The 22,690-nt window shown below is 66.6% G+C and carries 21 protein-coding genes and 3 pseudogenes; 10 read left to right on the top strand and 14 right to left on the bottom strand.

What is annotated here, in order from left to right:
- The 3 genes from ADBZ6I_RS06010 to ADBZ6I_RS06000 all read left to right on the top strand — a co-directional run.
- Nucleotides 1–177 (top strand): DUF5078 domain-containing protein (locus ADBZ6I_RS06010; RefSeq protein WP_526381869.1); only part of this gene is annotated, 177 nt, incomplete at its 5' end.
- Nucleotides 178–182: 5 nt separating this feature from the next.
- Nucleotides 183–611 (top strand): nuclear transport factor 2 family protein, encoded by a 429-nt coding sequence (locus ADBZ6I_RS06005; protein WP_526381867.1) that lies wholly within the window; start codon nucleotides 183–185, stop codon nucleotides 609–611.
- A gap of 411 nt (nucleotides 612–1,022) precedes the next feature.
- Nucleotides 1,023–2,789, top strand: a complete 1,767-nt coding sequence (locus ADBZ6I_RS06000; RefSeq protein ID WP_526381865.1) for a DUF4185 domain-containing protein — start codon at nucleotides 1,023–1,025, stop codon at nucleotides 2,787–2,789.
- Here ADBZ6I_RS06000 and ADBZ6I_RS05995 read toward each other — a convergent pair.
- Together ADBZ6I_RS05995 and cax are read right to left on the bottom strand one after the other, a co-directional pair.
- A pseudogene (locus tag ADBZ6I_RS05995) lies at nucleotides 2,789–3,406 on the bottom strand (GmrSD restriction endonuclease domain-containing protein); the annotation flags it as partial. The gene ADBZ6I_RS06000 and the pseudogene ADBZ6I_RS05995 sit on opposite strands and share 1 nt — an antisense overlap.
- 237 nt (nucleotides 3,407–3,643) lie before the next feature.
- Nucleotides 3,644–4,744: a calcium/proton exchanger gene (gene cax, locus ADBZ6I_RS05990; protein WP_526381863.1), complete on the bottom strand. Its 1,101-nt coding sequence runs from the start codon at nucleotides 4,742–4,744 to the stop codon at nucleotides 3,644–3,646.
- A gap of 163 nt (nucleotides 4,745–4,907) precedes the next feature.
- On the opposite strand from cax, the pseudogene ADBZ6I_RS05985 reads away from it, so the two are divergent.
- Nucleotides 4,908–5,171 (top strand): annotated as a pseudogene (locus ADBZ6I_RS05985) (LLM class flavin-dependent oxidoreductase); the annotation flags it as partial.
- Nucleotides 5,172–5,228: 57 nt separating this feature from the next.
- On the opposite strand, the gene ADBZ6I_RS05980 reads toward ADBZ6I_RS05985, so the two are convergent.
- Both ADBZ6I_RS05980 and ADBZ6I_RS05975 read right to left on the bottom strand, forming a co-directional pair.
- On the bottom strand, nucleotides 5,229–5,930 hold the full coding sequence (locus ADBZ6I_RS05980) for a mycothiol-dependent nitroreductase Rv2466c family protein (RefSeq protein ID WP_526381861.1): 702 nt from the start codon (nucleotides 5,928–5,930) through the stop codon (nucleotides 5,229–5,231).
- A gap of 4 nt (nucleotides 5,931–5,934) precedes the next feature.
- On the bottom strand, nucleotides 5,935–6,429 hold the full coding sequence (locus ADBZ6I_RS05975; RefSeq protein ID WP_526381859.1) for a M15 family metallopeptidase: 495 nt from the start codon (nucleotides 6,427–6,429) through the stop codon (nucleotides 5,935–5,937).
- 79 nt (nucleotides 6,430–6,508) lie between these two features.
- Here ADBZ6I_RS05975 and ADBZ6I_RS05970 point away from each other — a divergent pair, with 79 nt between their 5' ends.
- Nucleotides 6,509–7,741 (top strand): cation:proton antiporter, encoded by a 1,233-nt coding sequence (locus ADBZ6I_RS05970; RefSeq protein WP_526381857.1) that lies wholly within the window; start codon nucleotides 6,509–6,511, stop codon nucleotides 7,739–7,741.
- A 1-nt stretch (nucleotide 7,742) separates the two neighbouring features.
- Here the strand turns inward: ADBZ6I_RS05970 and ADBZ6I_RS05965 are convergent, their stop codons facing one another.
- From ADBZ6I_RS05965 to ADBZ6I_RS05950, 4 genes are all read right to left on the bottom strand, one after another.
- Entirely contained in the window at nucleotides 7,743–9,245 is a 1,503-nt protein-coding gene (locus tag ADBZ6I_RS05965) for a flavin-containing monooxygenase (protein WP_526381855.1), read from the bottom strand.
- A gap of 40 nt (nucleotides 9,246–9,285) precedes the next feature.
- On the bottom strand, nucleotides 9,286–10,521 hold the full coding sequence (locus ADBZ6I_RS05960; RefSeq protein ID WP_526381853.1) for an MgtC/SapB family protein: 1,236 nt from the start codon (nucleotides 10,519–10,521) through the stop codon (nucleotides 9,286–9,288).
- A 145-nt stretch (nucleotides 10,522–10,666) separates the two neighbouring features.
- Nucleotides 10,667–11,695 carry an agmatine deiminase family protein gene (locus ADBZ6I_RS05955; protein WP_526381851.1) on the bottom strand — a complete coding sequence of 343 codons (1,029 nt, stop codon included), beginning with the start codon at nucleotides 11,693–11,695 and terminating at the stop codon, nucleotides 10,667–10,669.
- Nucleotides 11,696–11,703: 8 nt separating this feature from the next.
- A complete protein-coding gene (locus ADBZ6I_RS05950) occupies nucleotides 11,704–13,422 on the bottom strand; it encodes an amidase (protein ID WP_526381849.1) in 1,719 nt (572 codons plus the stop codon).
- 156 nt (nucleotides 13,423–13,578) lie between these two features.
- Here ADBZ6I_RS05950 and ADBZ6I_RS05945 point away from each other — a divergent pair, with 156 nt between their 5' ends.
- The 4 genes from ADBZ6I_RS05945 (at nucleotide 13,579) to ADBZ6I_RS05930 (ending at nucleotide 16,769) form a co-directional block, all read left to right on the top strand.
- Nucleotides 13,579–14,355, top strand: a complete 777-nt coding sequence (locus ADBZ6I_RS05945; protein WP_526381847.1) for an SDR family NAD(P)-dependent oxidoreductase — start codon at nucleotides 13,579–13,581, stop codon at nucleotides 14,353–14,355.
- Between the two features lie 83 nt (nucleotides 14,356–14,438).
- On the top strand, nucleotides 14,439–14,588 hold the full coding sequence (locus ADBZ6I_RS05940) for a hypothetical protein (RefSeq protein ID WP_526381845.1): 150 nt from the start codon (nucleotides 14,439–14,441) through the stop codon (nucleotides 14,586–14,588).
- A 50-nt stretch (nucleotides 14,589–14,638) separates the two neighbouring features.
- Nucleotides 14,639–15,025, top strand: a complete 387-nt coding sequence (locus ADBZ6I_RS05935) for a DUF6394 family protein (RefSeq protein WP_526381843.1) — start codon at nucleotides 14,639–14,641, stop codon at nucleotides 15,023–15,025.
- 13 nt (nucleotides 15,026–15,038) lie between these two features.
- Nucleotides 15,039–16,769 carry an NAD-binding protein gene (locus ADBZ6I_RS05930; protein WP_526381841.1) on the top strand — a complete coding sequence of 577 codons (1,731 nt, stop codon included), beginning with the start codon at nucleotides 15,039–15,041 and terminating at the stop codon, nucleotides 16,767–16,769.
- Here ADBZ6I_RS05930 and ADBZ6I_RS05925 read toward each other — a convergent pair.
- The 4 genes from ADBZ6I_RS05925 to ADBZ6I_RS05910 all read right to left on the bottom strand — a co-directional run bounded on the left by ADBZ6I_RS05925 (nucleotide 16,747) and on the right by ADBZ6I_RS05910 (nucleotide 19,606).
- A complete protein-coding gene (locus ADBZ6I_RS05925; protein ID WP_526381839.1) occupies nucleotides 16,747–17,205 on the bottom strand; it encodes a sigma-70 family RNA polymerase sigma factor in 459 nt (152 codons plus the stop codon). The genes ADBZ6I_RS05930 and ADBZ6I_RS05925 overlap by 23 nt on opposite strands.
- Before the next feature lie 216 nt (nucleotides 17,206–17,421).
- Complete coding sequence (locus ADBZ6I_RS05920) at nucleotides 17,422–18,144, bottom strand: GAF and ANTAR domain-containing protein (RefSeq protein ID WP_526381837.1); 723 nt, start codon at nucleotides 18,142–18,144, stop codon at nucleotides 17,422–17,424.
- Nucleotides 18,137–19,012 (bottom strand): ANTAR domain-containing protein, encoded by an 876-nt coding sequence (locus ADBZ6I_RS05915; RefSeq protein ID WP_526381835.1) that lies wholly within the window; start codon nucleotides 19,010–19,012, stop codon nucleotides 18,137–18,139. The genes ADBZ6I_RS05920 and ADBZ6I_RS05915 overlap by 8 nt, the downstream gene beginning before the upstream one ends.
- The gene (locus ADBZ6I_RS05910; protein WP_526381833.1) at nucleotides 19,013–19,606 is read right to left on the bottom strand and encodes a nucleosidase; all 594 of its coding nucleotides are present in this window, start codon (nucleotides 19,604–19,606) and stop codon (nucleotides 19,013–19,015) included. It lies immediately after the preceding gene.
- A 229-nt stretch (nucleotides 19,607–19,835) separates the two neighbouring features.
- On the opposite strand from ADBZ6I_RS05910, the gene ADBZ6I_RS05905 reads away from it, so the two are divergent.
- Entirely contained in the window at nucleotides 19,836–21,113 is a 1,278-nt protein-coding gene (locus ADBZ6I_RS05905; RefSeq protein WP_526381831.1) for a chloride channel protein, read from the top strand.
- A gap of 421 nt (nucleotides 21,114–21,534) precedes the next feature.
- On the opposite strand, the gene ADBZ6I_RS05900 is transcribed toward ADBZ6I_RS05905, so the two are convergent.
- A complete protein-coding gene (locus ADBZ6I_RS05900; RefSeq protein WP_526381829.1) occupies nucleotides 21,535–21,831 on the bottom strand; it encodes a hypothetical protein in 297 nt (98 codons plus the stop codon).
- A gap of 357 nt (nucleotides 21,832–22,188) precedes the next feature.
- Nucleotides 22,189–22,572 (bottom strand): annotated as a pseudogene (locus tag ADBZ6I_RS05895) (ATP-binding protein); the annotation flags it as partial.
- Between the last annotated feature and the right edge of the window lie 118 nt (nucleotides 22,573–22,690).

Here is a 22,690-nt window from a genome sequence, read left to right as displayed (position 1 = left end):
CCGGCCGACCGGCGGGCGTGGTCGGAGGTGCTGGCCACCAGCTTCTTCTCCGACCCGCTGGCGTTCCAGTGGCCCAACCACGCCAAGCTGTGGTTCAACAACAAAGGCGTGGCCGCCAACACCACCGACATCTGCATGAGTTACCCGCCCGGCGACATGTCGCTGTGGTCCTGGTGAACCCGGTGAGTGCCGTTCCGCCCGTCATCGAGCGCTGGCTGCGGGTCATCGAGAACGGCGAAACCGCCGAAGCCGAGCGCCAGCGAGGCGAGAAATTGGGCAGCGAACTCGACGAGATGCTCGCCGAGGACGCGGTGTTCTACTCCCCCGCGGTGTTCAGCCCGCAGCGCGGACGCGCCCTGGCCGCGGCGTACCTGCGGGCGGCTGAACACATGTTCTCCGGCACCGGATTTCACTACGTCAACATGTGGTTCGCCGAGAAGTCGGCAGTACTGGAGTTCGCCGCCGTGATCGACGGCCTCTCGGTCGAGGGCATCGACATGATCCACTGGAACGACGAGGGCGAGATCACCTCGGTGAAGGTGATGATCCGGCCGTTCACGGCATTGCAGGGCGTGATCGCCAAGATGGCGGAACTCCTTGCCGGACACTGAGCGAGCGCCGTCCCGTCGTCGCCGCGCCTCTGGAATTTGTCTAGCTCCAGTGAGTACAGTGCGGGGTGCCCGTCACCGGGCCGCCCCGGATCATCTTTGCCAGCGATACGACCCGCGGTCAGATACAGGAGTGTGTCGATGAATTCTGGTCAGCGTTCTTCGGGGGGCGCCGCCGCTCACGTCGGCCGGCTCGGCGCCTTGGCCGTCGCGTTGGGTATCGGCGCAGCCATGGCAACCGGAACCGGTGTGGCATGGGCGGATACCTCTGACACCGACACCGGCTCGGCGAGCCAGGCGTCAACGGGACAGGATTCGGCGTCCGCGGGGCCGACCCGTCGGAGCAGCCGAGGCCCCTCACCGGCGCGGCGCGGCCAGCCCAGCATTGCCGATGCCGGCGTCGAACCTGCGGCCGTGGACAGCCTTCCCGCGCCGATCGACACCGCACCGCGCAGCGCACCGGTCGCCGACATCGCCGAACCGCCCGCGGTCGGCGTCAGGAACGACGGGCCGCCCCGCTCACCCGAGCCGGCCGCCGCCGCCGCAGCCCCGGTGAATTCACCTCAACCGCAAGCGGTTTCGCAGTCATCCCCCGTGGTCGAGGTGTCCCCTGCCGCGGCGGCGGTTGCTGTCCCGCGGCCGGTCGCGGCGGTCGCGACCCTGCCTGCCGTGGTCACCTCGGTGCTGACGTCGGTGCCCGCGCAGGCCGTGCCGGTCACCCTGCCGGCTCTGGTGGTCACCGTGCCGTCGATTCCGGTCACCGCGCCGGCGGTCGCCGTGCAGACCCTGGCGAACCGCCTGCTGTCGGCGGTGGGCCTGGCTCCGCTGGCCGGCAGCACCACTCCCGGTGTCCCGCTGGACTCGCCGGCGCTGTGGGCGCTGCTGGGCTGGACCCGCCGTGATCTCGGCCGCGCCGGTGTGCGCACCGCCGCCGCGATCAGCGCAGCGCCCAGCGCCACCACCACCGCGCTGGTGACCACCCCGACCACCCTGGCGTCGACCCCGGTCGGTTGGGTTACCGGGCAGCGCAACACCGCCTTCCCGGGATTGAGCTGGCCCCAGACCAATAACACCCAGTGGGCCAACGTCTACGGCACCGACCTGGGCATCATGTGGTTCAACGGGGTCAACGGCAAGACCCAGCTGGCGTTCGGCGACACGTTCTCGGCGCCCAACATGACCGGCGACTGGCGCTCCAACGTGCTGCTGCTCAGCGACGACACCAATCTCAGCGACGGGCTGAGCCTGATTCGCACGGGCCCGGCCTACCAGTTCATCCCGGCCGCCCGCGGCGAGGTGTACTTCATCGGTTCCGAGGTCACCAACATCCCGACATCAGCGATCTACGCCAACGGCGACAACTTCGTCAACTACATGTCGGTGAAATCGTGGGACACACCCGGTCGCTGGACCACCAACTATTCGGCGGTGTCGAAGTACGACGAGGCGACCGGCAAGTGGGTGCTGCAACGGTCCACCATCCGTCCGGCGGGCGTGTTCCGCGCGCAGAAGGCGTACAGCGCCGGTGACCAGAATTTCCAACAAATGGCCTACGTCCTGCAACCGGAGAGCAAAATCGTCGCTGGCGAGCCTCGTTACGTCTACGCCTTCGGCACCCCGGCCGGCCGCGCCGGATCGGCCTACCTGTCGCGCGTCCCAGAGGGCGAGCTGACCAATCTGCGCAAATACGAGTACTGGAACGGCAACAGGTGGGTCGGTGACCAGTCCCGCGCCGAGGCAGTCATCGGCGACTCCCCCAACTCACCCGGTCTATTCGGCTGGGCCATCGACCTGGCCAACAACCCCAACTTCCTCGGCGGCTACATGGCGGGGTTCACCGGCGCCAAGACCGGCGGCAACGTCAGCGAGATGAGCGTGCAGTACAACGATTACCTCGACAAGTACGTGGTGCTCTACGGCAACGGCGCCAACAACGTCATCCTGCGTACCGCCGACAGCCCGGAGGGGCCGTGGTCGGACCCGATCACCATCGCCACGTCGGTCCAGTACCCGGGCCTGTACGCGCCGATGGTCCACCCGCTGTCGGGAACCGGCCAACTCACCGATTCCAGTGGCGAACCCGATGACAGCAATCTGTACTGGAACATGTCGATCTGGAGCAACTACAACGTCGTGCTGATGAAGACCGACCTGAGCGCGCTGCAGGTCACTCCGGTCTAACAGCCGGCGAGCACCCGGGCAAGGGCGTCGTGTTCGGCCGGCGTCACCCACAGCCGGTAGGCGGCTTTGACGTCGACGATGCGGGTGACGAACACGCACCGGTAGCCGGCGTTGGGTGGCAGCCACGTGGCGGCGTCACCGTCACCCTTCTGCTGGTTCACCCAGCCGAGGGTGGCCTGCAGGTTGCGCGGGTCATTGGCGAAGTTGCGCCGGGTCATCTCGTCCCACTCCTGGGCGCCGGTCTGCCAGGCGTCGGACAAGGCGACAATATGGTCGATCTGTACTTCAGCGGAACTGCCGGGGCCCCTGCGGAATTCGATGCTCGTTGCGGTGTAGGGGTCGTTGAGGATTCCGCTGAGCACCGCGCATCCATTGGAGCCAGGCTTGAAAACGACCTCCACCAGATCGCGGCGCAGGATGTCGTTGCGGGTGTCGCAGCCGTTGTGCCCGTCGGCGACGGTGACATCGTCGGTCCAGGCGTCGCCGAAAAGGCTGCGCTCGTAACCGGTCTTGGGTGCGCGACCCTTGATCGGCAGCGAGTCGAGGGTGGCAAGGGTGTTCTGGTCGGCGGCGGATACCGGCGCGAGCAGCAGCGCTGAGCAGACGGCTGCAGCCATCGCCCGTCCGATTCGTCTCACAGTCCCCGCCTCCGGGGCCGAGGTTACCCCGCGGCACCGTCAGCGTTGGCTACTCCGCGGCGAGGTCCCAATCGTCGGGGATCACGTCGTCAGGGATCACGCGTTCTCCGGTGGTGGTAGGTGTTGGTGCCGGCGGGGATCGGTAGTTGGGGTGGCGGTAGCCATTCGGTGGTGCCGTCTTTTGCGTTTTCGGGACAACTACGGCCGAAGCGCCGCCTAACCCCACCAGAACGCGGTTGCTATCGCGATGTAGAGCGCTATCAGCACCGCGCCTTCGAACCAGTTCGACTCACCATCGAAGGTGACCAGCACCGCGACCAGCGCAGACATCATCATCGCGGCCAGCAGCAGTGGCGAAAGCACCAGGTCGAAGCCGGGCTGGCCGAGGAACCCGGCCGCCAGGCAGACGATCGGAGCGACGGTCAGCGCCACCTGTACCGGCGACTGCAGAATCACCTGGACGCCGTAGTCCATCTGGTTCTTTGCCGCCAGCTGGATACCCACCACATTCTCCACCGCGTTGCCGGCGATGGCGACGATCACCAGACCGGCGAACACCTCGTTGATGCCGACGGATTCCATCGCGGGCTCAAGCGCGGCGACGAACCACTCCGAGACGAAGGCAGCGCCCAGGCCGGTGATGGCCAGCATGCCGATCGCCATGGCCAGTGGCCACTCGCCGTGCTTAACGGCAGTGCTCGCGGCCTTGGCCGAATCGGGGCTCGCCGCAATCGGCGACGAGCCCTCTGCCGAATGTCCCTCATGCGGCTCATGGCCGGACTTGCCACGCGTCAGCGTCGCGATCAACGACAGCGCGAACAGTCCAAGCATCACGAACGAGACCACGATGGACACCGCTCGCTCATGGGACTCAGCGGGGGTGTGCAGGGCGGCGGTCAACGACGGCACGGCCAGGATGAACACCGCCAGGGTCAGCATGAGACCGAGGGCCTTACCGGCTTCGGCGGCGAAACGCTGCCGGCCATGCTTGACGCCGCCGACCACGAACGCCAAGCCGAGAACCAGCAGCACGTTCGCCAGGATCGAGCCGACGAGGGTGGCTTTGACCACCTCGAACAGGCCGGCCTTGAGGGCGAAGAGGATGACGAAGAGTTCGGGCAGATTTCCCAGAGCCGACTGCAGGATTCCGGTGGCACTGGGCCCCAGCCGATCGCCGAGCGCCTCGACGGACCTGCCCACCAGCGACGCCAGCGTGGCCAGGGCAATCGCGGAGGCGACGAAAGACAGCAGTTCGTTGGCGTTGGCGTAGTTCAGAACGCCCGCGACCACCGCCGAGATCGCCGTGAGGGCGATCATCACGCGATCCTTACCGCTTAACAGCGGTAGCTTTTCGGTATGGATCGGCAGCTTTTCGGTATGGGTCGTCACACGCGTCTCCTGCTCGGGTACGGCCGAAGTTTGCCAGAACCAACGGTTTCGCGTTGGGAAATCGAACTGCCGACCGGCGTAACTTGGCAATGTGCACGTCGACGCGATGGCCATGCCCCAACCGCTGAGCCGGACCGGCGATGTCGCGCGTCGCGTCCAGGGCGCGGGCTTCGCCGGCCTGCTGTTCACCGAGACGGGCCGCACGGCCTATCTCAACGCCGCGGTGGCTTCCCAGGCGGCCCCCGGCCTGGAGCTGTCCACCGGGGTGGCGGTGGCGTTCGCGCGCAGCCCGTTCGTCACCGCCGCGACCGAGGCCGGTTTCGAGGGCACCACAGCCCGAATCCGGCGCTACGGCGAGTGGCGCGCCGTCTGCTTCTGAGTTGAATGCCCCAGAACTCGAGAAGTCGCCCGCTCACTGCTTGAAGGCGTCGAAATCGATCACTTCCCCGCGGTTGATCGACACCCAATCGCGCGCTTGCAGATAGGGCCGGAACGTTTCGGTGATCGCCCGGTCGTCGGCGTCGGTCTTGGGCCGCTGCAGCTCGTAAAGGTGCGGGAACTCCGTCCACGCCGTCACCGCGTCCCAGAGCCGGACGGCGGCGTCCCCGATAGGCGGGTCGATAAGCACCGGGCCGAACAGACACTGCCCGTCGGGGAAGAACAGCGTCGGCACTCCGTAGCCGCCGGCATCCACCACCCGTCGGTGGTCGGCGAGCACCTCATCCCCCGTAGTCGGGTCGGCGATGGCCTCGTCCACCAGAGCCGGGTCGAAGCCCAACTCGCCCAGCAGATGTCGTGCGACGGCCTTCTCGTGCGGTTTGTGCCCCTCGACGTGCAACGCCCGGGCCGCCCGCTCGTACCAGGCATCCAGGTCTGCCATCGACCGGCGGCGCAGCAGCGCGCCGATGCGCATCATCGACCAGCCGTAGGACCAGTCCCGCTGCCAGGGGTGCTTCTTGCCCTCCTGGCGATTGATCTCTTCAAGGCTGAAGAACCGCCAATTGACTTGCAGGCCAGTGCGATCGCGGACCTCACGGATCCAGCGCGACGTCTGGTAGGCGTACGGGCACATGACGTCGAAGTGGAAGTCGACGAACTCCGGTGCGCGGTTCACGGGTTCATCCGGCGGCACTTGCCTGCAGCGGCGGGCAGACCCCGGCCGCGTCGGTGGCCAACTCGAAGTGCCACAGTTCATTGGCGTAGATCTGGCACAGCCCGAACCGGGCACCGTTGGCGATCAGCCATTGGTCGGCCGCCATCCCGCCCACGTCGACGGCCCGCCCGAGGACGTGGTGGGAACGCTCCGGGGTCTGGACGTACTGACGCGCCGCGGCCATGCTTCCGTAGGTCATCACGGCGTCGTCGAGCAGCTGCTGCTGAAACTCCGGCGACCGCCACCCCGAGGTGATCGTCATCGTTACGCCTTCGGCCGCCGCCGCGGTGGCGGCCTGCTGCACCGCGCCGAGCAGCCGCGGATCCAGATTCCCCACCGCCGGGTTCGCCACATCCCAGGGCGAGAGCATCTGCACATCCGCCGCCGCCGTGGCCGACGTGGCTAGGGCGGCGGCGGCTCCGACTGAGGCTCCGGTAAGGCCCAGGACGAACGCTCGCATGGTGAGCGATTCTCCCAGAAATGCGTTGTTTACCGCGAACCGCGCCGACAGCGGGCGCCCAGCGGGCAGGATTGCCCCCGTGGTGCTCGTCCTGGCGTATGGGCTGGTGTTGCTGATCAGTGTGTCGCTGTCGGGCCTGGCGGCACGCACAGTGCTGTCGACGGCGCTGCTGTTCCTGGTGGCCGGCGCGCTGCTCGGCCCGGGTGGCTTCGGTGTGGTCAACGTGAGCGCCGAGGACAACATCGTCGCGGTGCTGGCCGACATCGCCTTGTTCACGGTGTTGTTCACCGACGGTCAGCGGGCCAATGTCCCGGCGCTTCGGGAGGGGTGGCGGCTGTCGGGGCGGGCACTCGGGCTCGGCATGCCGCTGGCGATGATCGGCATCGCCGTGCCGGCGCACTACCTGGTGGGTCTGGACTGGCCGATTGCGTTCCTGCTCGGCGCGATCCTGTCTCCCACCGACCCGGTGTTCGCCTCGGCGCTGGTGAGTCGCTCCGACATTCCACTTCGGTTGCGCAGGCTGCTCAATGTCGAGTCCGGCCTCAACGACGGTCTGGCGCTGCCGTTCGTGCTGATCTTCCTGGCCCTGGCCCAGCACGAGGAGTCGCACGTGGGCGTGGTGCTGCTCGAACTGGTGCTCGGCCTGGCGATCGGAGTGGGCGTGGCTGCGCTGGTGGCACTGGCCTGGCGCAGCAACATCCTCACCGCCGAACCTCGACTGCAGCCGCTGGGTCCGGTGGCGATCGCGATCGCGGTCTACGCGATCAGCCATCTCACCCATGCCAATCCGTACCTGGCGGCCTTCGCGGCGGGTTCGGCACTGGCCACCCTCGACCATGTGGCCGCCGAGTCCTTCGAGCCACTCGGCGACCTGCTCTCCGAGCTGACCAAGTTCGCCGCCCTACTGCTGTTCGGTGCGCTCATCACCCCGGACCGGCTGTCGCACCTGGGTTGGCAGGGCTGGCTGCTGGCGGTGCTGGCGATCGTGGTGGTGCGGCCGGCGTCCATGCTGCTGTCGCTGGTGAAAACCGGGATGCCGCGCGCGGAGAAACTCACCGCGGCCTGGTTCGGGCCTAAGGGATTCGCGTCGGTGGTCTATGGGCTGCTGGTGCTGCAGGCGGGTATTCCCAACGGGGAGAAACTTTTCGACCTGATCGCCGTGACGATCGCGCTGTCGATCATCGTGCACTCCTCCACCGATGTCCCGGTGGCGCACAGGCTGCGCATCGAGCCGCCCGACCACCTGCCGTCCGGCATCGATCAGGACCATGACTACGCGTCGCCGCCACCACGGCGAGACGCCGAATTATGAACTAGCGGGCGCTGAACTGGTAGTCCGCCAGCGGAAAGCGCCGGCTATGCCAGTAGGCCTCCACGGTGCTGGACGGGCGCAGCGGAACGTCGCCGTTCTTGTCGAAATAGTAGGAGTTGGCCAGGTGGCAGGTGTCCTGCCAGAAGATCTGCCGGCGCCGCTTGCGCAACATGGTGGCGAAGAATCGGTCGTTGGCTTCCCGGCGGACCTCGATACGCGTGGCCGCCTGGCGCCGCGCGGCCGTGAGGCAGCGCACGATGTGATGGGTCTGGGCTTCGATCAGTGCGAAGTACGACGAACCGACATACCCGTACGGCCCGAAGACGGTGAACAGGTTCGGGAAGCCGGGAATGCTCACGCCCTCGTAGGCCTGCAGGCGATTGTCTTCCCAGAACTGCCGCAACGTGGTTCCGTCCGGGCGGATCACCGGAAAGGTGGGGCTGCTGTCGGCGTCCATGACTTTGAATCCGGTGGCCAGGATCAGGACGTCGATGTCATGGAGGCGGCCGGCCCCGTTGACGTGGCCGGTGGCTACGCCCGAGCCGGTGATCCTCTCGATCGGTTCGGTGACCAGTTCGACGTTGTCGCGGTTGAAGGTGGACAGATAGCTGTTGTGGAAGCTGGGCCGCTTGCATCCGACGGCGTAGCGCGGAGTGAGCTTGTCACGCACCTGTGGGTCGTGAACCTGCTTGCGCAGGAGGGCTTTCCCGATCTCGGGCATCCGATCGGCGAACGGGTTGAGGGTGAAGTAGTTGGCGGCCAGCGGGAAGGTGACTTCGACGAAGGCCTGGCTGAGGAGCCGCTGGACGGCACGGCCGCCGGGAATCCGCATGGCCAGGCGAACCGGCTTGGGCAGCGGCACATCGAATTTGGGGAAACACCAGATCGGGGTGCGCTGAAAGACGGTGAGGTGCTCGACCCTCCCGGCGATCTCGGGAATCACCTGGACCGCGGAGGCGCCGGTGCCGATGATCCCCACCCGCTTGCCGGTGAGATCGTGGCCGTGGTCCCAGCGTGCGGTGTGCATGGTGATTCCGCCGAACGAGTCGACGCCGTCGATGTCCGGGAGATTCGGCACCGTCAGCACTCCGCTGGCGTTGATCAGATAGCGGGCGGTGATGTCACCGCCGTCGGTGTCCACCCGCCAGAGGTTGTCGTTGTCGTCGAAGCGGGCCGCGCGCACCGTGGTGTTGAACCGGATCCGCTGCGCGAGGCCGTACTTCGCCACGCAGTGTTCGGCGTAGGCACGCAGTTCCCGGCCCGGGGCGTAGGTGCGCGACCAGTTCGGGCTCTGCTCGAAGGAGAACTGGTAGGAAAACGACGGGATGTCCACGGCGATGCCGGGATAGGTGTTCCAGTACCACGTGCCTCCGGCGCCGCTTCCCGCCTCGACGATCAGGTAGTCGCCCAGCCCGGCTCGGTCGAGTTTGATGGCGGTGCCGATACCGGAGAACCCGGCGCCGACGATCAGGGCTTCGACGTGGGTCTTCGGACTCTCCGCCATGACCGATTCTCGCATTCGGAGGCGAGGTTGGTCATGCGGATCAACCCAGCGTCGCGACGAGCGTCATGGCTGCGGCGAACACCACGGCGGGTCCGGCAATCGCGGCGGCGAACAAGAGCCCGAACCGGCGGCCACCGGAGGTGAAGGCCAGCACGATCTTGACGATCGTGTTCGACGCCAACGCGGCCGAGATCGCGGCCAGTGCGACTCCGACGGTGATGTCTCCCTTCGCGGAAAGCGTGGCAACAGCGACCGAACCGGCGTGCGCGTCGGCGAGACCGGCCCCGAATGCCGCCAGCACAGCCCCCTGGGGACCGAGCACGTCCGCTCCCCATCGTCCGAGCATCAGGGCGAACACCAGGACAGTGGCCAGGATCAGAGCCGGCCGCAGGGCGAAGGGCCGCTCGCCCGGCACGGTGGCCGCGTCGTCGTGAGCCTCGCGGCCGGCGCCCCGGTAGACGTACATCGCCACCGCCGTGAGTACTACTGCGCCGGCCAGCACCGGCGGCCAGAGCCGGCGCAGCACCTGTGGGTCGACGTAGCCGATGACGAGGATCAACTGCGCGAACGTCGCCAGGCTTGCGGCCAGCGCACTGGCGAGCGGTGCCCGCACGCCCGCGGTACGGCTGAGCCGGCCCATCGAGGCGGTGGTGGCGCTGGCCGAGACGAACCCGCCGGCCAGTCCGGTGAGCAGCAGTCCGCGCTGGGCGCCCAGCGCCCGGACGCCGACGTAACCCGCCCATCCGATGCCGGTCAGCAGGACCACCAGCAGCCACACCTTGGCCGGATTGAGTACGCCGTAGGGGCCCATGCCCTTGTCGGGCAGCAGTGGCAGCACCACGAAGGCCACCACGAAAAACTTGATGGCGTCTTCCAGTTCGACTTCGGTGACGATGTCTCGGGCGAACCGGTGAATGCGATCCTTGGACACCAGCAGCCCCGCGACCACCACGGCAAGCGCGACCGCCACCCCCGGCTGCGAATAGGCCAGCGCGCCAAGCAGATAGGCGATGAGGGTAGCGATCTCCGTCGTCGTGCCGGGGTCTTCCTCGTTGGTGCGGAAGTAGGCCAGCGCCATCAGCGCGGCGATGCCGAGCAGGCCGGCGATCACCGCCCACGAGCTGAAGGTCGCGGCCACCGCGCCCAGCAGCGATATCAGCGCGAACGAGCGGGAACCGGCCGGCAGGGTGCGGTTGTGGCTGCGCTCGCGTTCGAATCCCAGCAGCAACCCGATCGCCAGGGCGACCAGGAAGGGCTGCAGGACCTGCCAGCTCATGGCGAATCGGCCCCCTCACCCCTGCTCCTGGTCGAATTCTAGGCGGGCGGCAAGGCCGCTGACCTACATTCGCGCCTCTCGGCGCTCTGTTCGGCCGAACAGAGCGCCGGAGCCGGATCGGGTTGACCTGTGACGTGCGAGCCTGTTAGCCGGGCACCGGCGCCGGCTGCTGCTGGGTGATGCAGTGAATTCCCCCGCCGCGGGCGAACAGCGGCCGCGCATCGACGCTGACCACCCGGCGGCCCGGGTACTGCTCGGCCAGGATCGCCACGGCGTCGCGGTCGTGCGCGTCACCGAAGGAGCAGGCGATCACGCCGCCGTTGACCACGAGGTGGTTGATATAGCTGTAGTCGACGTAGCCCTCGTCGTCGGTCAGCGTTGACGGAGCGGGCATTTCGACGATCTCCCAGGACCGCCCAGCGGCGTCGTGGCTGGCCTCCAGCGCCGCGCGCAACGTGCGGCTCACCTGGTAGTCCGGGTGGGACGCATCGCGCTGGGTGTGCAGCAGCACCCGACCCGGCGCGGCGATGGTGGCGACAATATCGATATGGCCGCGGGTGCCGAAGCGTTCGGAATCCCTTGTCAGGCCGCAGGGAAGCCACACGGCGTGGGTCGTGCCGATCGTGCGCGCCAGCTCGGCTTCGACGTCCTGGCGGCTCAGCACGGGATTGCGGCCGGGGTCGAGTTGGACGGTGTCGGTGAGCAGCACGGTGCCCTCGCCGTCGACGTGGATGCCGCCGCCCTCGTTGACCAGGGTCGAGGCGATCAACGGCACGCCGGCCGCGTCGGCCACCAGTCGGCCGATCGTGGCGTCGCGGTCCCACTGCGCCCAGTCCTGCGCGCCCCAGCCGTTAAACACCCAGTCCACCGCGGCCACCGAACCGTCGGCAGCGTGGACGAATGTCGGACCGATGTCGCGCATCCAGGCGTCGTTGAGCGGCGCCTCGATGACGTCGATGCCCGCCGAGAGGTACCGGGTGGCGGCGGTCCGTTCGCCCGGATCGACGACCATGGTGACGGGTTCGAACTCGGCGACGGCGTGCGCCACCGCCGCCCAGGTGGACCGCGCTTCGTGCCGCGCCTGCTCGGTGTCTCCGAGTGAGTAGCCGGCGCTGGGAAAGGCCATCCAAATACGTTCCTGGGGCGCCCATTCGGCCGGCATCCGGGTGTCCATGTCGGCGATCATAGGGCCGGGGTGTGCGGCGGCGGGGTGCGACGTGAGCCTGTGGTCTCGAATGCCGCGGCGAACGACAGCAGTCGGGTGTCGTCGTAGCAGTGGCCGGCGAAGGTCAGCCCGACGGGCATCCCGGTGTCGGCCATGATGCCCATCGGCACGGTCAGCGTGGGGATGCCCAGATGCCGGGGCACCAGGTTGCCGTTGGCCACCCACACCCCGTTGCGCCAGCCAAGGTCGGCGGAGACCGGATTGACGTCCATGTCGGCCGGGCCCACATCAGCGACGGCCGGGAAAATCACCGCGTCCAGACCGCGCCGGTGCATCCACGCCGAGAGGTCGGTCTTGCGGGTCTGCTCCAGGCCGCGCAGCCCCTCCTCGATGTGCGGGATGTCGAGGAACGATGCGATGGGGTGTTCGCGGATGAACGCCGGGTAGCTGTTGATGTCGTCGTCGAATCCCTGCGTGCGGCCGGGTAGGGCGCCGGGCGGATCTACCCAGATCTGGCTGCCGTCGACCTGGGCGAGGCTCGGTATCGCCGGATCGCCGTTGGCACGCAGGAAGTCGTCCCAGGCCCACGCCGACAGGTCGAGGATCTCGCGGTGCAGGAACTCCGGGCTCACCAGCCCGCGGGTTTTGACCGACGGAGTCCCGGGCCGGTCGTGCTCGTAGTTGGACACCACCGGGAAGTCCACCAGGACGATGTCGGCTCCGGCCGCGATCAGATCCGCCCCCGCCGCCTGGAACAGGTCGATGACGGATTGCCGGGTGTCGATGCGCTGACCGGTGGACCCACCGATGCCCAGGCCCTCGCCCACGCCGGCCTCCGGATCGGCATTGACATACATCCGCGGCACGCCGAAGCGCTTGCCGGCCAGCACCTTACGGGCAGCCGCCGCGTCGGGCGGCAGCAGCGCCCGGTAAGACGGCGGGCGCACCGACGAGGCCGCGGGAACCCGGATCCACGGCTGCATCCGCCACAGATCCCCGCGCGGATCGGGGTCGTCGGCGACGACGACGTCGAGCACCTCGGCCATGTCGGCCATCGTGCGGGTATGCGGGACAACCACATCCATCGTCGGCACCAGCGGCCAGTTCCCGCGGACCGAGATCACCCCACGCGACGGGGTGTACGCGCACAGCGCGTTGTTGGTGGCCGGCGCCCGGCCGCTGGACCAGGTCTCCTCCGCCAGCCCGAAGGCGGCGAAGCTGGCGGCGGTGGCCGTCCCCGACCCGTTCGACGATCCCGAGCCGAACGCCGAGGTGAGAAAGGCGGCGTTGTAGGGGCTTTCGGCGCGGCCGTACAGGCCGCGCTGCATCCCGCCGTTGGCCATCGCCGGCATGTTGGTCAACCCGATCAGAATCGCCCCGCCGGCGCGCAGTCGCTCGATGGCGAACGCGTCCTTCTGCGCGATCAGGTTCGCGAAGGCGTGCGAGCCGGCTGCCGCGGTGAGTCCTTTGGCCAGGTAGCTGTCCTTGGCGGTGTACGGGATACCGTCCAAAGGGCCGAGCAGTTCCCCGGCTGAGCGCCGCCGGTCCGAGGCAGCCGCTTCAGCGAGGGCCCGATCGTTGAGCACCACCACCGAATTCAGCGTCGGACCGCTGCGGTCATAGACCTCGATGCGGCGCAGATACGCCTCGACGAGGTCCACGCTGGTGGCCCGGCCCGACTCCAGCGCGGCACGCAACTCGGCGATACCGGCCTCGGCGACCTGGAAGGACCCCACGGTTGTAGAGGCTATTCCGGGCTATTCGGACTCGCCGAGAATCTGGTATTTCTCCCGACGCGCGCTGTTGACGATGTCAACCTCCTCCCACGGCGGGCCCTGCAACCGGTAGGGCGTCGGCACGGGCGACGACAGGTCGTCCGTAAACTCCTCGCCATGGAACTCAACGGAGCTAGCGCAATCGTCACCGGTGGCGCGTCCGGTATCGGCGCAGCCACCGCCCGCCAGCTTGCCGACCTCGGCGCCCGGGTGGTGATTGCGGATCTGCAGGCCGATCGCGGACAGGAATTGGCGCACGAGATCGGCGGGGCGTTCGTCACCGTCGACGTCACCAAGACCGAGCAGATCGAGGATGCCGTCAACACCGCGATGGACCTGGGTCCGCTTCGCGCTCTGGTGAATTCGGCCGGTATCGGCTGGGCGCAGCGCACCATCGGCAAGGACGGCGAATTCGCCTCGGCGCACAACCTTGACGCCTACAAGAAGGTCATCGCGATCAACCTGGTCGGAACCTTCGACTGCATCCGGCTGGCCGCCACCGCGATGAGCCGACTGGAGCCCACCTCCACCGGTGAGCGCGGCGCGATCGTGAACATGACCAGCGTCGCGGCGTTCGACGGGCAGATCGGTCAGGCGGCGTACTCGTCGTCCAAGGGCGGTGTCGTCGGCATGACCCTGCCGGTGGCCCGCGACCTCGCGGCCGTCGGCATCCGGGTCAACACCGTCGCCCCCGGTCTCATCGACACCCCGATCTACGGCGAGGGCGAGCATGCCGAAGCGTTCAAGGCCAAGCTGGGCCAGTCGGTGCTGTTCCCGCATCGACTGGGCAAGCCGGAAGAACTGGCGTCGATGGTGCTGGAACTGATCACCAACTCCTACATGAACGCCGAAGTGGTCCGCGTCGACGGCGGCATCCGGATGCCACCCAAGTAAACACGCCTACGGCGAGCTGAGGATCTGGTTCATGGTGTCGATCTCCTTCTGCTGGCTCTCGACGATCGACGTGGCTGACGGGGGTGGCGACAGTTCCGGTGGGCACCGCGCCGAACGGCATCAGCGTCTCGCCCAAAGCGCCGGCACCGGCCCCCACCACCGCCACCACGTGGACGATTCCGGCACCGCCGGGCCAGACCGAGCAGTCCGCGGGAAACGACCACGAGCACTGAGCTAGAGCAAACATCGGGGGCCCCGGCCCTGACTCGACTAGTCTGCCGGTGTGAATCTCGAGAAGGTGGTTTTCGGGTTCTTCGTGCTGCTGGCAGCAACGTTGAACTTCGGTTTTTTCCTCGGCGACATCAGCGACCCGGAAGTCCATAACCCCTACGAATTGTTTCTTGCGCTCATCGTCGCGCTGATCACGACGATTCTGAAGTTCGGTGACAGCACCCAACTCGGCGCGGTGCACCTGGCGACAAGTCTGGTCGCGTTGCTCCAGCTGGCTGCGGCGTCGGTGATGTGGGTGTGGGCCACGCAGGTTTCGGCCTCCGGGCTCGACGGGCACGCCACGGCGAGCGTGGTTTCACTCTCGGGCGGGGCGCTGCTGGCCAACCTCGTGTCGGTCACCCTTCTTGTGATCGAAACCGCGACCTTCCGCCGCCGCTAGCTCTCACCCGCCGATGACCAACCCGCTGAACCTGGTTCATCTCTGGACCCGACGGCGGGTCGCCGGGCGGGTCCGGCCCGTCCACATTCCGGAGGCGGTGCCGACGACCGAGGTGATCTTCCTGATCATGCGGCGGATGCGGATGCCGCTTATCGTCGTCGCCACGACGTTCAGCTTCTGCACCGCGGGAATGATGCTCATGCCGGGCGTCGACCCACAGGGAAATCCGCACCGCCTGAGCATCTTTGACTCGTTCTACCAAATGGCGATCACGTTGACCACGGTCGGTTTCACCGAGGCGCCCTATCCGTTCAGCATTCCGCAGCGGATATGGATGTCGATGTCGATCTTCCTGCTCGTCATCGGCTGGGCCTACGCCATCGGTGTGTTGTTCGCGCTCATCCAGAGCGAGGCGTTTCAGGATGCCGTTGCCGCTCAGCAGTTCCGGCGTCAGGTCCGCCGGCTGGTCGAACCGTTCGTCATCGTCGCCGGTTACGGGGACGCCGGCCGGATCGTCGGAGCCGAACTCGACGAGCACTACCGCCGGTTCGTCGCCATCGACAATCGCGACGATCGCATCCGGGCGGTGGCGTCGGGTCAACTCACCTTCGACGTCCCGGCGATCAAGGGCGATGCCGCCACACCGGCGTTACTGGGCATGGCCGGTCTGGGGCACCCGCAGTGCGAGGGTGTGCTGGCACTGAGCGGCGACGACGACGTCAACCTGGCGGTGGTCATGGCGGCGGCGCTGCTGCGACCGGACCTGCCCGTTCTCGGCCGGTGCGTCCACAAGCGCACCGCGACCCGGATGGAGCATTTCGCCCCGGCGTCGGCGATCAACGCCGACGACCGGTTCGGCGACTACCTCGCCGAGTCCATTCGCCGGCCGATCGGCTTTCAGCTGCTGCGCTGGCTGATGGACAACGACGAGGAAGAACTGATGCCGGTCCGGACGGATCTGGCCCAGCGACGGTGGGTGATCTGCGCCGAGGGCGAGTTCATCGATGCCGTGGTCGAGGACCTCACCAGTATCGGCGTCCGCGTCGGGCTCGTCGACCCGGCCGAGGACGAACCGGACGTCTCGGGCCGGGTGGGATTCGTCGCGGGCACCGGCAATGACACGGTCAATCTCGCCATGGCCGAACGTGTCCGGCACACCAACCCCGATGCCTACCTCGTTGTCCGCCAACAGTCCAACGCCAAGCGGTCGCTGCTAACATCGCTGCAGATCGATTCGGTGCACATCGATACCGAACTGGTTGCCCGGGAGGTGTTGGCCCGGGTTATCACCCCGGTGTTCTGGAGCTTCGTCCAGCACGCCATGACCCGCGATGAGCGGTGGTCCGCGCAGGTACGCGACCATCTGCTGGAGCGCTGCGGCCGGCGCACCCCGGAGCGCTACGTCTTCACCCTGTCCGCCGAGGATGCACCGGCTATCGCCGCCTGGTTGCGGCGGGGCCAGCCCCTGACGTTGTTCGACCTCATGCGACAGCCCGACGACCGGGAGGTGACGCTACCGCTGGCTGCCCTGGTGCTCATCCGCGACGGGAAGCCGCACTTCATGCCCGCCGAGGACACCCCTTTGGCGGTCGATGATCAGGTGCTGCTGGTGGGCAGGTCCAGCGGGTTGGCCGAGGTCGGCGAGATCCTGCACTATCCGAGCACGCTGGAGTACGTCGTCACCGGACGCGATGTTCCGCTGACGTGGGTGTGGCGCAAGCTCACACGGCGACGGGTGGGCTGATCGCACTCTGCCTGAGTTTTTCAAGCGCTGTGGCCAGCAAACGAGAGACCTGGATCGGCGAGATGCCGATTCGATCCGCAATCTGACTCTGACTCTGCGACTTGAACAAGCGCAACACGATGGCAACACGCTCACGTTCGGAAAGCGCGGCAAGTGACGCGCGCAACGCCTCCCGGTTCTCGATCCCGACCAGGTCTTCGTCGATCACGCCAATCGCTGCGATCGCCGACGACGCTACGTCACTCCCGCCCTGGCCCGTGCCGGTCAACGCCATGCTGTAGGATCTGCCGGCAAGCAGGACATGGATGATCTCCTCGCGATCCATCCCCAACTCATCTGCCAATTGAGACGCCGTCGGCCCATGGCCCAGCCTTTTGCTCAGCCGAACGATCTCCGTACCCAACCACTCCGCAGGCTTGGCTTGATTTCCGATCATGAATTCGACCCAACTCCCTCGCATGAGCGCCGTCGGCCGCATGCGTGTATGACTGCGGCTGCCGCGGCAAAACCATTGGGAGACAGCGCCATTCAAAAAAAGTGCCGGGCCAGGGAGTGTTGCCTTAGATCAACCGCTTGCGTTACACCGCCGGGGTCTGGGGAGGCGTTATCTGACTGAGATTATGCCTAAAGAGCCGAAATGGCAACCGCGAAGTCATTTCGCGCTGAGGATCGCGGTGGTGTCGCCTTGCTCCACCACGTCGTGGGCGACGTCGGCGAGTCGTTGGCGCGACCTGCGGGCATAGGACCGCAGCAGTGCGAACGCTTGATCCATGTCGATATTGCCACGCTCGGCGAGCACGCCTTTGGCCTGTTCGACGATCACGCGCGTGTTGAGCGCCATTTGCAGTTGCTGGCTGACCAATTCCGCGCGAGTGAGGACTCGCTGGTGCAAAATCCCGATCGTCGCGACGTCGGCCAGTGCCTGTCCAACGGCGATATCGACCGCCGCCAAACCGCCGGGCTCGTCGCGGAACAGATTCAGGGCACCGACCCGCTCTTCACGCAGCCGTAATGGCAGGGCACAGACCGATCGATAGTGATATTCGGCAGCCCGTTTCGCGAATGCCGGCCAGCGTTGCCGATCGCTGTCAAGATCGTCCACCAAGACCTGCTCCGCTGTTCGGTAGGCGAGAAGACAAGGCCCCTGGCCCGCCTCCAACTGCAGCAACTCGAGTAACCGCGTCTCCTCGCTGCTTGATGCCAGGACGTGAAGATTGCCGTGAACATCGCCGATCAAGATCCCGGCCGCGGCGATGGGCAGCAGGACCATGGAACTGTCGATGAGTTGCTGGGCCAGCTCGATCACGTCGTAATCGTCGACAAGGGTGTCCGCCAATCCGACGAAAGCCTGAGCGAGCCGTTCGTAGTTATCCATTGTTGTCCTCCATGTTCGGATCGCTGGATGACCCGGGTGAAAATCCGTCCCCCGAGCCCGCGTTAAATCTCAATCGACGGTTGATGACGTCGCTCGCCACGTCCCTGACCAGTCGGCTATTCCCGAAGGCGAACCCCTGTAGACGAACGTATGCCGACCGGGCGTCGATGCCCAGTTGCGCCATGACCATTCCGGTGGCCTGGTGAACCTCGCGGGAGCTCAACGGCTGATTCCACCAGGAGCCCAGGGAATCAGGGATCTGTCCGGACTTGTCGACCTTGAGTAGAACAGCGGTGATGAGTTCGGAAATCGCGACCGCATCGGCGAATCCCGCCGGCCCAAGCGGCGCGTCGAGGTCTGAATAAAGATCCAGGGCACCGACTTTGATGGCCCCGACGTGAAGCGGTAGCGCATACATTCCGCCGATTTCCCGGCCGGCGATCTCGGAGAGGAACACCGGCCAACGTCCATCTGCCTTGGCCAGATCGGGCACGCAGACAGGTAAGCCCGTGGAGATCGAGTCGACCCCGGGCCCCTCGCTCAAGGTGATTTGAGTCCACTCGACCCGCTCGGCGACCGGATCGCTGGCCGAAAGCATTTCCAACCCGAAGCCGGACCCGGTGATCACGATCCCGGCCCGCCGCACGGGCAGGGCCAGCACACAGGCGGCGCACAGGCGAGCAGCACCGTCGTCACAATCGACAGCGCCCTCGACAGCCGATAGGAACCGCGCTCTGGCATCCGCCGAGCCATCGGAACTCACTTGACTGCTGGCCCCCCGGGCCATCCCTTCACTTTCCCAGCATGTCACGACCAGGCCGCCGCGGCAGCGGCGGCCGGTTTCCGCGCCGATCCACGAGGCGACCACTCACCGAAGATGGGTGTCGACCCATGCCCCAAGTCGTTCCGCGCACGCCGCGAGGGCGGCACTCCAGGTCATCGCGGCTTCGTCTCCTGCGCTGTCGGAGACCTCTTTGACGCAGACGACGGGCACGTTCATCGCGGTGGCGGCGGCTGCCACGGCATAGCCCTCCATGTCGACGAGGTGGGCGTGTTCAGCCAATTGGGCGCGGGCTGCGGCATCGTCGATGAAGCGATCTCCGGTGGCCAGCACGACCGGTTCCCCGCCGTAGCCGGCCGCGTGGCCGGACAGGTCGATTGGCATACCGACGGCCTGGCCCGTCAGTGCCAAGATCTCCGCGGAGTTCAGGTCATGCTGGATCACCCGGTGGATGACGTGAGTGCCGGCAAGCCCGTCACGCAAGGCACCGGCGGTCCCGAGGTTGACGATCAGGGCCGGCCGCGCCGCGCTAAGGGCGCGCGTAACCGTCAGTGCCGCTTGCACTTTGCCCACTCCGGTGATCAGGACGGGTAGGTCACCGGCGTGCAGGTGCGCCGCCTCAGCGTGCAGGGCGCAGACCAGCAGTGGTCGTTGCGGGTCGATGGGCCGGGTGAGTTCCACGACGAAACCGTATCTCGTCTTCCAGGTAGCCCTGGGCGATGCAGGAGGCTGCCCGGCAATATCCCGGTCACTGGTTCGGACTCCGGGTGCCGGCGATGGCGACCCCGAGGGCAATTTGCATGAAAGCGAAAATACCTCAGGCGGGTCGGGCGGATGCACGGCGCTGAAATCAGACGTTCTTTCGTTCAATTGTATGAGTTTGCCCAGACCGCACGAGTAAGTTTCGGCCATGGGTCGACTCCTGGCGCTGGCGGCGATACTGGGTGTGGTGGCGTCATTGGCTGCCGCGGCCTTCCTCGAGGTGGTGGCCCTCGGTCAAGAGTGGATGTTCGAACACTTGCCACGTGCGCTCGGACTAGGCGGGCTGCCCTGGTGGTGGGTCGCAATGCTGCTGGCCGTTGGCGCTGGCCTTGTGCTGCTGGCTCGGCGCATGCCGGGAGCGACCGGCCCTGGGCCGCTGACTGGATTCCATTTCGATACCCGAGTAGCCGACACCCCTTCTTTGCTGCTGGCGGCCTTGGGCTCCCTGGTCTTTGGTTTCGTCCTCGGACCAGAGGCGCCGTTGATCGTCGTGGGATCGGTGCTTGGCGCCTTGGTGATGCGCGGTCGCGGGGAGCAGGAGGTGTCGGCAGCACGTCTCTTGGGTGGGGCAGCGGCGATTGGCGCGGTGTTCGGCAATCCCTTCATTACCGCATTCATGATGCTGGAGTTCTGCGCCATGGGCATGTTTCCGGCGCGCATGATCACACCGTTGCTGGTTGCCCTGGGGAGCGGCTATGCGATCCAGGTGGGGGTCCTGGGTTTCGCCGGCGTCGGCACCCACAGTCTTGCGGTGCCGGGGCTGCCCGCGTACGACACGATCGGCATTGGGCACCTGGGAGCCGGGCTGCTGGTGGCGGTGGTGGCGGGCATCATCGCCCTGATCGTCCGGCAGGTCGCGGTGCGTGCCGACCGCTGGGCGGATCGGGCGCGCAACCTGGCCGTCGTCGCGGCCGCCGCGGTGACATTCGCAGGATTCCTCGTGGCTCGGGCGTTTGACATCGGCCCGTCACTGGTCCTGTTCAGTGGCCTCACCGGCATGCCCCACCTCATCGGTGAAACATCCGTGCTCGCAGTGATCGTCATCCTGCTGGTGAAGGCGGTTGTGTATGTAGCCGCACTCTCCGGGGGTATGCGGGGTGGACCGATCTTTCCGGCCACCTACCTGGGCGTAGCGGTGGGAGTGGCCACGGCTCTGACGTTCCCCGGCATACCGGCAACACCGTTGGTGGCCGCCGGTATCGGAGCCGCGGGCGCCGGCATCACTCGCATGCCGGCAACCTCGGCGATCCTCGGCGCGATCCTGCTGGGAGGCGGTGGCGCGGCGGTTGCTCCCTTCGCGATCATGGGTGCCGTAGCCGGATATCTGATGCGCGAGTGGGTGGAGAGCAAGCAAGCCGATCAGGTTGGGGCGCACGCGCCGGACTCTGCGGTCTCGGCAAGCGCGGTCGACAAAAACGACGAATAGACAGCGGTTCGGTAGGGCTGTTCAGAGTAGGGCGGGCGGGGCTCGAACCCGCGACCAACGGAATAGCGAACCCGAGGTCCGGATACAGCTCTATTGGTCCGAATAGTGCTGTGCTGCAATGGGACTACGGCACGGCGGGAATCTGTTGAGCCTGCCTGGTTCCGGTCGTTTCGTGGACATATTCGATGAATAAACGATGACTGCACTTTCGGCCTCAGAACGAGTTTGCTGGCCGGGAACCGGTCCCGAGACGGGGGCCTCTCTCGGCCCACCCGTGTCCAGAGTAGCGCCGCCCGTCAGTCCCGAGCCCACGCGGAATATCGGACCGTTCTCACCGACAGCAAAACCGGCTAGAACTCTTGTCTGTGCGTGGATGGACGTTTCTGTACCGCGCTCACGGTGCCCCACACTCGTTCTTCGCCTACGCCGGGCAGTCGAGCAGAAACTTAAACATGTTGTCAGAGAGGGATCTTGCCTGCCCGGCCTGGGAGATGGCCATGAACTCGTGGGTCTTGATGACGCCCACCTTGAGTGTCTTGTCGACCATCTGGTCGCACTGGGCAACAATCCGCCAGTTGCCCTTCTCGAAGATCGCCCGCTGAGTATCGACCCCGTCAACGCGGCCAAGCACGAAGCGACCAATCTCCTCGCCGATATCCATGGCGTCGACCTTGATGCCGTTATCTTCCTCCGCGAGGGTGATCGAGAGGGAGATCACTGTCGGAACAGCGACAGGTGCCGCCGGCGGTACGGCCGGCGTCTCGGATGCTGTGCTTGTTGTTTCTTGGGCACCAGTCGAGGTCGACGGAGTCGGCCTGCTTGAGCATTGCGCCGCCATTGGTGCTACCAACGCAGCTACGATAGCCACCCACGGCCAACGCCTGGGGCCCTTGGCGACGCCGTGCCGACTGTTGGTCGCAGATGTATGCCGACTGTTGGTCGCAGATGTACGACTCACTTTTCCCCCCAATTTGGCGGCTCTTTGATTGAAGTTGACCGGGCAATGCGCGGTAGTGATGGCGCTCATCGAATTCCCCACCTGTGCTTGCCGGAATTCCTCACCTATGAGCGGGTGTCAGCGTAGCGGTTGGCGGGTGCCGGTGGTGGTGCGGCGCAGGGTTTCGGCGGCGGCGTGGTGGTCGCGTAGGCGGTAGGACTCGCCGTCGAGGTTGATGACGATCGAGCGGTGCAGGAGGCGGTCGAGCATGGCGGCGGCGACGGTGGTGTCTCCCCAGGCCCCGACGCCGCGGTTGGTGGTGATGACGATGCTGGTTTTCAAATAGCGTTGGGAGACAACCTGAAACAACGCTGATGCTGCTTCTGCGGGCAGTGGCAGGTAGCCCAGCTCGTCGATCACCAGCAGGGTGGGGCCGGCGAAGAACCGCATGGTGGTGGCCCAGCGACCCTCGATGGCGGCGCGGTGACAGCGGGCGGCCAGGTCGGCGGCGGTGGTGAAGTAGCCGGGCGACGCAACAATCGGGCCGCGGCCGTCTCAATCGTCCTCATGCCCCGACTGCATTGGGGTTCATGCGTGTGGCGACGGCTCGGAGCTGATCGGCAACGTCAACCAGCACGGT

This window comes from Mycobacterium sp., from assembly GCF_044342925.1.
GTDB lineage: Bacteria > Actinomycetota > Actinomycetes > Mycobacteriales > Mycobacteriaceae > Mycobacterium.
This window is presented reverse-complemented; position numbering and strand designations above follow the sequence as displayed.